Origin of the sequence: Snodgrassella sp. W8124, assembly GCF_016100875.1 — a bacterium.
Classification (GTDB): domain Bacteria; phylum Pseudomonadota; class Gammaproteobacteria; order Burkholderiales; family Neisseriaceae; genus Snodgrassella; species Snodgrassella alvi.
Map to the genome: position 1 here is coordinate 482,690 of NZ_JACFRP010000001.1, position 13,587 is coordinate 496,276.

General features: G+C 40.2%; 11 protein-coding genes. 7 read left to right on the top strand and 4 right to left on the bottom strand.

Annotated features, from left to right (window positions below; all coding sequences use genetic code 11):
* Nucleotides 1-32: 32 nt before the first annotated feature.
* The gene (gene carB, locus H3U73_RS02115) at nt 33-3,254 is read left to right on the top strand and encodes a carbamoyl-phosphate synthase large subunit (RefSeq protein WP_198189961.1); all 3,222 of its coding nucleotides are present in this window, start codon (nt 33-35) and stop codon (nt 3,252-3,254) included.
* Between the two features lie 153 nt (nt 3,255-3,407).
* Here the strand turns inward: carB and H3U73_RS02120 are convergent, their stop codons facing one another.
* Nucleotides 3,408-4,139 carry a hypothetical protein gene (locus H3U73_RS02120; protein ID WP_144363185.1) on the bottom strand — a complete coding sequence of 244 codons (732 nt, stop codon included), beginning with the start codon at nt 4,137-4,139 and terminating at the stop codon, nt 3,408-3,410.
* A gap of 197 nt (nt 4,140-4,336) precedes the next feature.
* The gene (locus H3U73_RS02125; protein ID WP_025331064.1) at nt 4,337-5,161 is read right to left on the bottom strand and encodes a hypothetical protein; all 825 of its coding nucleotides are present in this window, start codon (nt 5,159-5,161) and stop codon (nt 4,337-4,339) included.
* A 275-nt stretch (nt 5,162-5,436) separates the two neighbouring features.
* Between H3U73_RS02125 and H3U73_RS02130 the strand changes: the two genes are divergently transcribed.
* From H3U73_RS02130 to H3U73_RS02145, 4 genes are all read left to right on the top strand, one after another.
* Nucleotides 5,437-6,189 carry a Nif3-like dinuclear metal center hexameric protein gene (locus H3U73_RS02130; RefSeq protein WP_084550866.1) on the top strand — a complete coding sequence of 251 codons (753 nt, stop codon included), beginning with the start codon at nt 5,437-5,439 and terminating at the stop codon, nt 6,187-6,189.
* A gap of 158 nt (nt 6,190-6,347) precedes the next feature.
* Nucleotides 6,348-6,953, top strand: a complete 606-nt coding sequence (locus tag H3U73_RS02135) for a glutathione S-transferase N-terminal domain-containing protein (protein WP_025331062.1) — start codon at nt 6,348-6,350, stop codon at nt 6,951-6,953.
* 24 nt (nt 6,954-6,977) lie between these two features.
* Nucleotides 6,978-7,430 (top strand): ClpXP protease specificity-enhancing factor, encoded by a 453-nt coding sequence (locus H3U73_RS02140; RefSeq protein ID WP_084550868.1) that lies wholly within the window; start codon nt 6,978-6,980, stop codon nt 7,428-7,430.
* A gap of 510 nt (nt 7,431-7,940) precedes the next feature.
* Entirely contained in the window at nt 7,941-8,228 is a 288-nt protein-coding gene (locus H3U73_RS02145; protein ID WP_078474746.1) for a hypothetical protein, read from the top strand.
* A gap of 118 nt (nt 8,229-8,346) precedes the next feature.
* On the opposite strand, the gene H3U73_RS02150 is transcribed toward H3U73_RS02145, so the two are convergent.
* On the bottom strand, nt 8,347-8,946 hold the full coding sequence (locus H3U73_RS02150) for a DUF2238 domain-containing protein (RefSeq protein ID WP_084550870.1): 600 nt from the start codon (nt 8,944-8,946) through the stop codon (nt 8,347-8,349).
* A 434-nt stretch (nt 8,947-9,380) separates the two neighbouring features.
* On the opposite strand from H3U73_RS02150, the gene ahpC reads away from it, so the two are divergent.
* Together ahpC and ahpF are read left to right on the top strand one after the other, a co-directional pair.
* Nucleotides 9,381-9,947 carry an alkyl hydroperoxide reductase subunit C gene (ahpC, locus tag H3U73_RS02155; RefSeq protein WP_025331058.1) on the top strand — a complete coding sequence of 189 codons (567 nt, stop codon included), beginning with the start codon at nt 9,381-9,383 and terminating at the stop codon, nt 9,945-9,947.
* A 158-nt stretch (nt 9,948-10,105) separates the two neighbouring features.
* Complete coding sequence (gene ahpF / locus H3U73_RS02160) at nt 10,106-11,674, top strand: alkyl hydroperoxide reductase subunit F (protein WP_084550876.1); 1,569 nt, start codon at nt 10,106-10,108, stop codon at nt 11,672-11,674.
* Between the two features lie 265 nt (nt 11,675-11,939).
* On the opposite strand, the gene cueO is transcribed toward ahpF, so the two are convergent.
* Entirely contained in the window at nt 11,940-13,490 is a 1,551-nt protein-coding gene (gene cueO / locus H3U73_RS02165) for a multicopper oxidase CueO (protein WP_084550878.1), read from the bottom strand.
* Nucleotides 13,491-13,587: the final 97 nt, after the last annotated feature.

Below are 13,587 nucleotides of genomic sequence, written 5' to 3' on the forward strand. Positions count from 1 at the left end.
ATTAACAGATAATTTTTGATAAAGGTATCAGTATGCCTAAGCGCACAGACTTAAAATCTATCCTAATTATTGGTGCCGGTCCTATTGTAATTGGTCAGGCATGCGAGTTTGACTACTCCGGAGCTCAGGCATGCAAGGCATTGCGTGAAGAGGGCTATAAAGTCATTCTGGTTAATTCCAATCCGGCTACGATTATGACAGATCCGGATATGGCTGATGTTACTTACATTGAGCCGATTATGTGGCAGACAGTGGCAAAAATTATTGAAAAAGAACGTCCCGATGCCATTTTGCCAACGATGGGCGGACAAACGGCACTCAACTGTGCTCTTGATCTGGCGCATAACGGTATTCTGAAAAAATATCAGGTAGAGCTGATTGGTGCATCCGAAGATGCAATTGATAAAGCAGAAGACCGCGGCCGTTTTAAAGAAGCAATGAATAAAATCGGTCTGCATACCCCGAAATCCTTTATTTGCCATAGCATGGAGCAGGCACTGGAGGCACAGGCGCAGGTTGGATTTCCTGCATTAATTCGCCCGTCTTTCACCATGGGCGGCAGTGGCGGCGGTATAGCCTACAATAAAGATGAATTTATTACTATTTGTGAACGTGGTTTTGATGCTTCACCTACTCATGAATTACTGGTCGAACAGTCTGTACTGGGTTGGAAAGAATATGAAATGGAAGTGGTGCGTGACAGTGCCGACAATTGCATTATTATCTGTTCGATAGAAAATTTTGATCCGTGCGGCGTACATACCGGTGATTCGATTACAGTAGCTCCGGCACAAACACTGACGGATAAAGAATATCAGCTGATGCGTGATGCCTCTCTGGCAGTGCTGCGTGAAATTGGTGTGGATACCGGTGGCTCTAATGTACAGTTTGCCGTTAATCCGCAAAACGGCGAAATGATTGTGATTGAAATGAATCCGCGTGTCAGCCGTTCTTCTGCTCTGGCTTCTAAAGCTACCGGTTTTCCGATTGCCAAAATCGCAGCTAAGCTGGCAATAGGCTATACACTGAATGAATTGCAAAATGATATAACCGGCGGACGTACACCGGCTTCCTTTGAGCCTTCCATTGATTATGTGGTAACCAAAGTTCCCCGTTTTGCCTTTGAAAAATTTCCGTCCGCAGATGATCGCCTGACGACACAGATGAAATCAGTTGGGGAAGTAATGGCTATCGGCCGTACATTTCAGGAGTCTGTTCATAAAGCTCTGCGCGGTCTGGAGGTCGGTCTGAGCGGCTTTGATTGCCGCAGCAGTGACCGGGCAGCCATTCAGCGTGAACTGGCTAATCCCGGTCCGGAACGCATACTGTATGTCGCTGATGCATTTCGTGCCGGCTTTTCATTAGAGGAAATCTATACAATTTGTGCTATTGATCCGTGGTTCCTGGCACAGATTGCTGATCTGGTTAGCGAAGAACAGAAACTGACCGCGATCAGACTGGAAGATATCGATTACAGTTATCTGCGTAAACTCAAACGCAAAGGTTTTGCTGATAAACGGCTGGCGCAATTGCTTAATCAGGATGAAGCCAGTGTCAGGCAGCATCGTTATGCCATGAATCTACATCCGGTTTTTAAACGCGTAGATACCTGTGCAGCTGAATTTGCTACCGATACTGCCTATCTGTACTCAACTTATGAAGAAGAGTGCGAAGCGGAACCGACACAGCGAAAAAAAATTATGATTCTTGGTGGCGGACCAAATCGTATCGGTCAGGGTATTGAGTTTGATTATTGCTGTGTACATGCTGCATTAGCATTGTGCGAATCCGGTTTTGAAACCATTATGGTGAACTGTAATCCTGAAACCGTTTCGACAGATTATGATACTTCTGACAGATTATATTTCGAGCCGCTTACCCTCGAAGACGTACTGGAAATCTGTCATACAGAACAACCTGATGGTCTCATTGTGCATTATGGCGGTCAGACGCCTTTAAAACTGGCTAATGAACTGGTAGCTAATGGTGTCAATATTATCGGTACCTCAGCCGATGCCATTGATGCAGCAGAAGACCGTGAGCGTTTTCAGCAGATTCTGCACAAACTGGGATTGCGTCAGCCGGAAAACCGTACAGCACGTACAGAGGCAGAGGCACTGCAACTGGCTGAAGAAGTTGGTTATCCGCTGGTAGTACGGCCATCTTATGTACTTGGCGGACGAGCTATGCAGGTAGTGCATTCAGCTAATGAATTACAAACCTATATGCGCGAAGCTGTACAAGTATCCAATGATAGCCCGGTATTGCTTGATTATTTTCTCAGCCACGCTATTGAAGTAGATGTAGATTGTGTATGTGATGGCAAACAGGTGGTTATTGGCGGCATCATGCAGCATGTGGAACAGGCAGGTGTCCATAGTGGCGACTCAGCATGTTCCATTCCGCCTTATTCGCTAAGTGAAGCTATTCAGAATGAAATTCGTCGTCAGACAGCAGCCATGGCAATGGCTTTAAATGTAGTTGGTCTGATGAATGTGCAGTTTGCGGTACAGGATGATATCGTTTACGTACTTGAAATTAATCCGCGTGCTTCGCGTACTGTTCCATTTGTATCTAAAGCCACAAGTGTGTCTCTTGCTAAAATCGGAGCAAGGGTTATGGCCGGTATCTCATTGACCGAACAGGGCTATACACAAGAAGTTATTCCTGAATTTTTTGCAGTTAAGGAAGCCGTATTTCCTTTTATTAAATTTCCCGGCGTAGATACCATTCTCGGGCCGGAAATGCGTTCTACCGGTGAAGTAATGGGTGTCGGTGAAACATTTGCCGAAGCATATTTAAAAGCCCAGCTCGGAGCAGGAGAACGTATGCCGACTATTGGCAAAGTGTTTCTGGCTGTACGTAATGAAGACAAACCTGCTGTTGTTCAGGTGGCAACCAATTTTCAGTCGCTCGGTTACGGATTATGTGCTACCCGCGGGACAGCAGCTTTTCTGGCTGAGCACGGAATCAATGTGCAAGTGGTGAATAAGGTAACTGAAGGGCGCCCGCATATTGTTGATGCCATTAAAAACGGAGAGATTGCTCTGGTCGTTAATACTGTCAGCAGTGATGTACAGTCTATTAAAGACAGCCATTCAATCCGCCGTAGTGCACTGAATATGCGTATTCCTTTATACACTACTGTTGCAGGTGCTTTAGCGATGAGTGAAGGTGTAAGCCGTTTATCCCGTACTGATGTTTACAGTATTCAGAATTTACATCAACGCATAAAGACAGCTCTGCAAAACTAATTATTTCAAGATAAAAAGCTGCCGGTTGCATAATTAGCAACCGGCAGCTTTTTATCTTAATAATATATTGAAAAATTAATTTTAAATGGTGAGAAATTAATAGTTTTAGTTTTTTCTGTAATCAAATATCAGCAAGATTAAATATGGCTATTCTTAATGATTTTGGTCTGTAACTACCTTACTGTGCTGATGGATATAATCCAGAATACGGTTATTATTTTGAATGAAGCCCAGTTGAATTTCCGGATGATCAAGTAAACTTTCATTGTGCTTATATACTTGAATTAATCCATCAACAAAATAGTTCTGGCTTACTGGTGGTTTATATTTCCCATGTAGAAATCTCGAGGAATATACAGTGTAAGCAACACTAAACTCTTTATCTAAAACAGAATAAATATCAATTTGATGCGGAAAAGCATCGTATTCATCCTTAACATCAAATGGCCAGAAATCAATTCTTAAATCTTGTTGATTGGTTTCGGATTTATTAATAAACATAGTTTGTTTTCCTGAAATACCAATATAATACAATTCCTGATTATTTTTCTTTTCTTTTAATCGGAATCGGTAATTTTCCCGTTTGAACCAATGATTTCCATATTCCAGTTTTTCTGCTTTTATGTGGCGAGATAACGGCGCAAAACTAAGACCTACAACAGGCTTAGAAAAATCAGGACATCGATGAATTGCTTCTTCATCATTGGGAAAACCTGATAAAGTAGGTAAGGCAAATATAATTGCTGCTCCAATTTGTTCGACTGTACCATCAATAATTTTATTTTTTATACTAAAGCCAAACATGCAGCGCGGCAGGGTAATTTCCAGTTTTTTACCCGATACTTTTGACGGAATGCGCACAGTAATCTCTGTGGTGTCTGTCATTATCCGTTGTTCCTCCATTTTTTTAATTTTGTCCTGTTCACTGCTGCCATTAAAGCAGCCGGTTAAGCATAAAAGCAGTATACAAAGCCAATATTTCATATTTTTATCCGTAATAATATAATTTTATTAATTTATTTTGCTTTAAGACGTTTGAAATAAAATCTGAAAATTTTAAAAATTTTTAGCTAATGCACTAGCTAATCAACGACTTTACTGTGCTGATGGATATAATCCAGAATACGGTTATTATTCTGAATGAAACCAAGTTGAATTTCCGGGTGATCAAGTAAGCTTTCATTGTGCATATATATTTGAATTAATCCATCAGCAAAATAGTTCTGGCTTACTAGTGGTTTATTCTTCCCATGTAAATATCTTGAAGAATATATCGTATAACTTAAACCAAACTCTTCGTATAATACAGAATGTATATCAGTCTGATGTGGATAGGAATCATCTTTATTATTCGAGTCAAAAGGCCAAAATTCAATGCTAATATCTTGTTGACTACGATCAGATTGATTAGCAAATATGGCTAATTTCCTATCAATGCCAGCACGATATAGTGCCAAATTATTTTTTTGTTCTTTAATAGAAAATCTAAAGTATTGCTGTTTTAACCAGTAATTTCCATATTCCAATTCAGTTTTGCCTACTATGGGAAACAATGGGAAAATACCTAATGTTGTAATTGGTTTAGAAAAATCAGGACATTGATAAATTGCTTCTTCATTATTAGGGAAATCGGAAAATGTAGGTAACTGGTACATAATGCTAACAGCAATTTCTTCAACCTTTCCATCAATAATTTGATGTTTCAGATTTGTACCAAAGAAACAGCGAGGAAGTGTAATTTCTAACTTTTTATCCGATACTTTTGACGGAATACGGACAGTAATCTCTGTGGTGTCTGTCATTATCCGTTGTTCCTCCAATTTTTTAATTTTGTCCTGTGCACGATCATTGTTGCTGTTAAGATATCCGCATAAACTTAAAATTAATAACAAAAACAATGTTTTCATTTTGATATTCCAAAAAATCTGCGAGCTTTTAAATTTAGTACTACATTATTTTAATGAATATTAACATAAAATAACATTTATTTAGTTAATCACAAAGCATATAAATATTTTTATTTAAAGATAATGATTTTTTATAATTTCATATTCACTCAGCTGTATTCAGACATTTTCAGCTTTCTCCCTGTGCTTGTTAGTATAATGACTTTATTGTAATAAGAATAAAGCTATGTATTAACAATGCAGACTGCTATATCTTGCACGATTAAAGGAAATTTATGGCTTTCAGAAAAGAAATTTTAGACTGGTGCGCTCAGGAGCTGGCGGTTGCTCAGTTTCGCGATTTCAGCCCGAATGGATTACAGGTAGAGGGCAGGGATGAAGTTAGTACTATTGTTTGTGCCGTCACTGCCAGTCAGGCTGCTATTGATTTTGCCGTAAAGCAGCAGGCAGATATGCTGTTGGTTCATCATGGTATGTTCTGGAAAAATGAAGCGGCTGTAATTACAGGCTGGAAAAAACGCCGTATTCAGACATTATTAGCCAATAATATTAATTTGGCTGGCTATCATTTACCGCTGGATGCGCATCCGCGTTGGGGGAATAATGTGCAACTGGCTCAGCGTTTAGGCTGGCAGATTACCGGCTGTGGCGGTGAACAGAATTTAATTCAGTACGGTGCTTTAACCTATGAGCAAACTGCAGAACAGCTGGCTCAGGAGATTGAGCTAGGCCTGAATCACAAACCCATATTGCTATGTGCCGATAAACAACAACCAGTACGCAGACTGGCCTGGTGTACCGGCGGCGGCCAGAGTTTTTTTCAGCAGGCTATTGATGCGGGGGTGGATGCATTTATCACAGGTGAAATTTCCGAACCGCAATACCATCTGGCGCAGGAATGCGGAGTGGTATTCATCGCGGCAGGGCATCATGCTACCGAAAGATATGGTATTCAGGCACTTGCTCGTACATTAGCCAGTGAATTCGGGATTACTCAGCAGTTTTTTGATGAGCCTAATCCGGCTTAAATCAATTTTGTGTGATTGGTGGAAATTTATATAATAAAAATTTTAATAAACATAAACTTAAGCTATTTTTCTGGTAAAAATAGAGTCATTTGTCTATAATTAGATAATTTTTAAACACCACACTGTATTGATTATACAGTAATTCTGGGAAACTAATTATGATGACATTATATGCGGGTATCACTTGCCCGTTTAGTCAGCGTTGCAGCTTTGTGCTGTATGAAAAAGGCATGGATTTTGAAATTAAAGATGTAGACGTTTTCAATAAGCCGGAAGATCTGGCTGTGATGAATCCGTATAATCAGGTTCCTGTTCTGGTTGAACGTGACCTGATTTTGTATGAATCCAATATTATTAATGAATATATTGATGAGCGGTTTCCGCATCCGCAGCTAATGCCGGCAGACCCGATTATGCGTGGTCGCGGCCGTCTTGTTTTATATCGTCTGGAAAAAGAACTGTTCAGTCATGTACTGGTACTGGAAAATCCTGAATCAAGTAATAAGGAAATGAACAAAGCCCGCGAAGCCATTACTCAGGGCTTAACAATGCTGGCTCCTGCATTTACTAAAAACAAATATATTATCGGCGATGATTTCTCCATGATTGATGTGGCGCTGGCTCCGCTTTTGTGGCGTCTGGATCACTATGATATTAAGCTGCCAAAATCAGCTGCGCCATTGCTTAAATATGCGGAACGTATTTTTCAGCGTGAAGCGTTTATTGATGCCTTAACACCTGCCGAGAAAGCGATGCGTCGTTAAATTATCCTGACAAAGGGGAGGACAATGAGCAAGCTGAACACCAAACCGTATATTCTGCGAGCACTATATGAATGGGCGCTGGATAGTGGTTATACACCGCATATTGCAGTATGGGTAAATGATAAAACTCAGGTACCGCTTCAGTATGTAAAAGACAATGAAATTGTGCTTAATATCGGGCCTGTAGCCGCACATAATCTGAATATAGATAATGAATGGGTTAGTTTTTCTGCCCGTTTTGGCGGCGTTTCCCATGATATATGGATTCCGGTTGGCCATGTAATCAGTCTTTTTGCCAGAGAAACTGGTGACGGCATGGGGTTTGATGTAGAACCTCTTACTGAAAACAGTGAACACCCGCCAACAGGTGAGGATAACACCCTATCTGAAAGCCAGCCTTCTGTGCCAGAGAGTTTACCTGCAGACGACAGTAATAATAAATCTGGTGCGAAAAAAGGTTTGAAGATAGTTAAATAACGATTGTTATTAATAGAATATCTTCTTAGCAAATAAGAAGTAATTTGTTTATTGATAAACAGGGCTGAAACTGACTGATGGTTTCAGCCCTTTTGATTTTTTAAGATTCAGACTGATAACATTTTATTCAAATTATACTTAATAAAGTGTAACAAATAAATCATTTCTTATAGCTAATAAGTATATATAAATTAGATGAAAAATTAGCCATAATCTGAACAGACAGTAAATAAAATTTTTGAGGCTATGCAGTTTTAAAACTATATATATATTTGAATATTAGTTATAAATTAAAAATATTTACAATATGTCATATAAATAAATTAATAATTTTGCGGATGTATATCTGATTAAATATGCGTTAACAAAATTTTTTCAGAGTTATTCTCTTATATCAATTTGTTAAAATAGTACTTCATTACGAGTGTAATACCGGTTAAAATAGCCTTGTCTTGAAATTTGAAATTACAATAATATTCATTAGCTTTACATTTACTGGAGTTTGAACACATGAACCAAACTGCTGAATTTGCAACAAACAGTAATGAACTAAGTGTACAGCTTGCACACAAAGAGCAAAAATTTAAAAGAGTAAAGTTCTATTTTAACGTCATATTTGCTTTGTGTTTTCTGGTATTTGCTTTAGGGTTGGTATGGATGAATACCATGGCAATTGCCAGTTCATTCATTACGGCTATGATGTTTGGTATGGCCTATCTGGGCGTAATTATGATATTTGAAGAAGATATCAAAGAATTAAAAATCAAACTGGAAAAAACACAATCTGTTTCAGCCTGATTATTTGAGCGTTAAGAGATGGCAGCTTTAGTCAAAGCTGCCATGCAAGACTAATCAGATACTTTGCTGTTGTCAGTTGGATCCGATCTGATTTTTACTTGTAATGGTAACTGCGGTTTTAACGTGATGGTCTCCGTAAGTGCCGTTTACTAAAATAAAGATAGATAAGCATGGTGCTGCAACCTATCAGACACCAAAGCATATCTTTCTGTGTATCCCATACATCGCCCTGTGTGCCAAGAAAAGTGACAGCTTCCTGATTACTCAGTATTGCTACCAGCCACTCAAACAACTCGTATATGGCGCTAATCGTCATGCAGACACAACCACTCAAAAATATCACCCAGCCGCGGTAGCGTACAATTCGTAATCTCCATAGTAATTCACTGGCTATAATAGCTGGTGAAAAACCTTGAAAAAAATGTCCAAGCTTATCGTAATTATTACGTGACCAGCCAAATACACCGCGTAGATAATTAAATACCGGTTCTTCGGCATAAGTGTAATGTCCGCCAATCAGTAAAATAACTGCATGAATTAAAACTACCCAGTACATAAGCTGACTGAAACGAAAACGGGAATAGGTGAATACAAGAAGTATCAATCCTAGCAATGCCGGAAAAACTTCAAGCCACCAGGTAGGATAGTCATGCGGCTGATAAGCAGACCATATGAGTACCAGTATAAATATTATCAATTGCAGAATATGCGTTTTCATACCATACATCACCTGCAAATATTCAGTAGCAGAATTAAACTGAAACTAAAAAGTGAAAAAATTTTTTGCCGGTATCAATCTTAATTTGACTTCTTTTTTTATGATAATCTGTATATTAATCTTGATAAATGCACAGGGCAAATATCAGTAATGTGCAGCATACAAGCTGTGACCGGTTTAGTTACAGCAATTTTAGATTTTGGCAGAGTAACTCCCATACAGCTAATGGCTGTTTATAATAGTTTTTATATATGAATTTAGTGTATTTATCTGGTTTGTAAGTTATTTTTATAATCCTGAAAATATAATACATTGTTTTTTATGAAAAATAAAAACTATCGATTACATAAAATCATTTGATTATATTTATTGAGTAAATTTGTGTACTATACATCCATCGATTAATTCAACCTGTACATTCAAGGAGATATTTCATGGTTGCTAATGTTAACACTGAAATCAAACCGTTCAATACCACTGCCTTTCATAATGGTAAATTTGTAGACATCAGTGATGCTGACGTAAAAGGTAAATGGTCTATATTCTTTTTCTATCCGGCAGATTTTACTTTTGTTTGTCCTACTGAATTAGGTGATCTGGCTGACCACTATGAAGAATTGCAGAAACTGGGCGTAGAAGTTTACTCTGTTTCTACCGATACTCATTTTACTCATAAAGCATGGCACGATGCTTCTGACACAATTGCCAAAATTAAATACTTTATGCTGGGTGACCGCAATGCTACCCTGACAACTAATTTTGGTGTACTGCGTGAAGGACAGGGTTCTGCCGATCGTGCTACATTCCTGGTTGACCCGCAGGGTATTATCCAGTGTGTGGAAGTAACTGCAGAAGGTATCGGTCGTGAAGCTTCAGATCTGGTACGTAAAGTTAAAGCTGCACAATATGTTGCTTCTCATCCGGGTGAAGTTTGTCCTGCTAAATGGAAAGAAGGCGAAAAAACTCTGGCTCCTTCTCTGGAACTGGTTGGTAAAATCTAACACACTTAAATACACACATCAAAAACTTACTGTTAAATAAACAGTCATTCAGCCCGAATACCGGCTGCGGTATCCGGGCTTTTTACTAAAACAAAAATACAGGCTATCAAAAACAGAATATCTATAGTTTATTTTTATTAATGTAATGGAGCAGTAAAATGTTAGACGACACTTTGAAAAACCAACTAAAAGCTTATCTTGAATATGTAACCAGACCGGTTGAAATTATTGCTACGCTGGACGAAAGTAAAGGTGCTCGCGACATGCTGGCACTGTTACAGGAAGTAGAGGCGTTAAGTGATAAAGTCAGTCTGCGTACCGATGGTCAGTCTGAACGTAAGCCATCTTTTGAGATCACTAATCCCGGTGTGCATACAGGACTGGTTTTTGCCGGTAATCCGATGGGGCATGAATTCAGTTCACTGGTACTGGCTTTATTGCAGGTGGGCGGTCATCCATCTAAAGAAGCAGAATCATTACAGCAACAAATTAAAAATTTGCAGGGCAGTTATCACTTCGAAACTTATTATTCTATTACCTGTCACAATTGTCCGGATGTTATACAGGCATTGAATCTGATGTCTATTCTCAATCCGAATATCAGCCATACAGCTATTGACGGAGCATTGTTTCAGGAAGAAATTGAAGCGAAACAGATTATGGGTGTGCCGGCCGTTTTTCTGAATGGTGAACCATTTGGTCAGGGCAGAATGGAACTGGCGGAAATTGTTGCTAAACTGGACAGCAATGCCGCCAGTGCGGCAGTTGATGAATTAAATGCAAAAGCACCGTTTGACGTGCTGATTGTGGGCGGGGGACCTGCCGGTGCTGCTGCCGCTGTATATGCAGCACGTAAAGGTATTCGTACCGGTATTGTGGCCGAACGTTTTGGTGGTCAGGTTCTCGACACGCTGGATATTGAAAATTACATATCAGTTTTACGTACCGACGGTCCGCGTTTTGCCCATGATCTGGAAAGCCACGTACGCAGTTATGATGTCGATATTATGAATTTGCAAAGAGTTAGTGCGCTGGTACCGGCTAAAACTACAGGCGGACTGATTGAAGTACATACAGAAAGTGGTGCTGTTTTAAAATCGCGTACAGTTATCCTGTCTACAGGTGCACACTGGCGCTCAATGAATGTGCCCGGTGAGCAGGAATACCGTACGAAAGGTGTGACTTATTGTCCGCATTGTGATGGTCCGTTATTTAAAGGCAAAGATGTAGCCGTAATTGGTGGTGGTAATTCCGGTGCAGAAGCTGCCATTGATCTGGCTGGCGTTGTAAAGCATGTTACTCTGCTGGAATTTTCCGACAAAATGCGTGCTGATGAAGTATTACAGCAAAAATTGCATAGTCTGCCTAATGTTCAGATTATTATGAATGCTCAGACTACCGAGGTAACCGGCGAAAATGGCAAAGTTAATGGCCTGAACTATTTGGACCGGGTAAGCAATACAGAACATCATCTGGCATTGGAAGGTATTTTTGTTCAGATTGGTTTATTACCAAATACCGGATTTTTGCAAGGTACAGTAGACTTAACTGAGCCAATGCACGAGATTGTAATTGATGCTTTTGGTAAAACCAGTGTGCCGGGTGTTTTTGCCGCCGGTGACTGTACAAACGTACCCTATAAGCAGATTATTATCGCTGCCGGTGAAGGTGCTAAAGCAGCATTAAGTGCTTTTGATTATCTGATTCGTACCAGTGCAGCTAATTAATAACTGACATAAGAAACCACTCAAAACCAATCGTTTTGAGTGGTTTATATTTTTATCGGGATATTTACAGACCTGATACGATGACACTTATGGAATATTTTTGAAAAAATTATATATTTTCATGCCAGAATTTCATTGTTTATGCTAATCCGGCTTATGGACAAATATTAGTGACGCAGTTAATTTAACGTTTTATTAATCCATAAGTATTATTAACTTCAGTTTTTAAATACCTGAAAAAATTCAGCTTGTAACGAACGCATATTCAGACAGTAAACCCCAGCATCATCCCGGTATCTTCATGTTCCAGTATGTGGCAATGAGCCATGTAAGGAAAACTGGCTGGCGCACTGTGGTTGAATTTCACCAATACCTTACTTACACCACCTTCTACCCGTACCGTATCTTTCCAGCCTGAGCGATGAGCAGCAGGCGGTTGTCCGTTTTCATTAAGAATGCGAAACTGAGTACCATGAATATGAAACGGGTGCAGCATCATATCGCCTAAACCGGATATTTCCCAGCACTCATATTTCCCTTTACTGGCGGCAAATGCCGGCTTATTCATATCAAAAGTCTGTCCGTTAATCCTGTTGGCATGCATTAAATCTAATGCTTTTTTATCGGTATGCATATTATGCATCATTTCCATATGAGACTGATGCATAGACATATGCTCCATTGGCATAGCTGATTTTCCCGCCAGTTGTTGTAAAGCCTGCATGCCCATACTGTCCAGCTCAGGATCCATAGACAGCTGAAAATGTCGGTGTACAAGCTGAGACAGAGCCGGTAATACAGGCAGAGAGCTGGTAAACTGATCGGGTAAAGATGTATCATTACGCGAAGAAAGTACAGACACACGAACTATCGGGCAGGGCTGATCAAAAGGCGGCAGATTCATGCCCATCTGTTTTACCGGTAAAGTAAGCAAATCAAATGTTTTACCGTTACTGGTGTCAACCATTACTTCAAAACGTTCACCGGGCAATACCGACAGGCTGGACACCGTTACTGGCTGAGGCAGAAAGCCACCGTCACTGGCAATAACATATAAAGGGCGGCCATCACTACAGGCAAAATTCAGAGTTCGGGCATTACAGCCATTAAGCAGACGTAATCGCAACCAGCCACGCGGCGCGTTATGCTGCGGATATATCTGACCATTACACAACAGAGTATCTCCAAACCAGCCCATGGCAGCACTCATAACATCAAGCTGATAATCAATTTGTCCGGCTGTATTAAATTTTTTATCCTGTACGATCAGAGGAATATCATCTAATCCCCAGTTTTTGGGGATAGGCAGACCAGTACTGACAGTATCTTCCAGCAACAGCAAACCAGCCAGCCCCATTGCCACCTGACGGCCGGTCTGCCCATGCTGGTGCGGGTGGAACCAGCATGTTGCAGCAGGCTGGCTTGAGGTAAATTCAATTGCTCGTGCTTGTCCGGCTGGTATACAGGCCTGAGGTCCGCCATCTGCTTCACCCGGTACTTCCAGACCATGCCAGTGTACGGTTGTGGCTTCAGTTAATCGGTTTTGCAGTTTTATCTGTACCGGTTTGCCCCGGTAAATACGTATAGCAGGACCAAGCAAAGCACTATTATAGCCCCATGTCTGCGTCTGATATTTGCCAAAACGGCTGGTGCCCTGCTGAATAGTGAGCTGAATCCTGTTATCTTTACCGGTATCTAATAATGGCGGAATAGCCAATACCGGTAAATCCAGAGTATTCAGAGCATAAGCAGAAAGCGGTAGCGTAGCTGCGGCGCTTACCATGGCCGAATATCTGAGGAAGTCTCTTCTGTGCATAATGATTCTTATGAAGAAAAAGAACAGCTTAAACCTTCACCTAAGTTGAATGTCAAGCCTGTTTTGCTGAAAAGAAAACCAAAGAATATTTAAACAG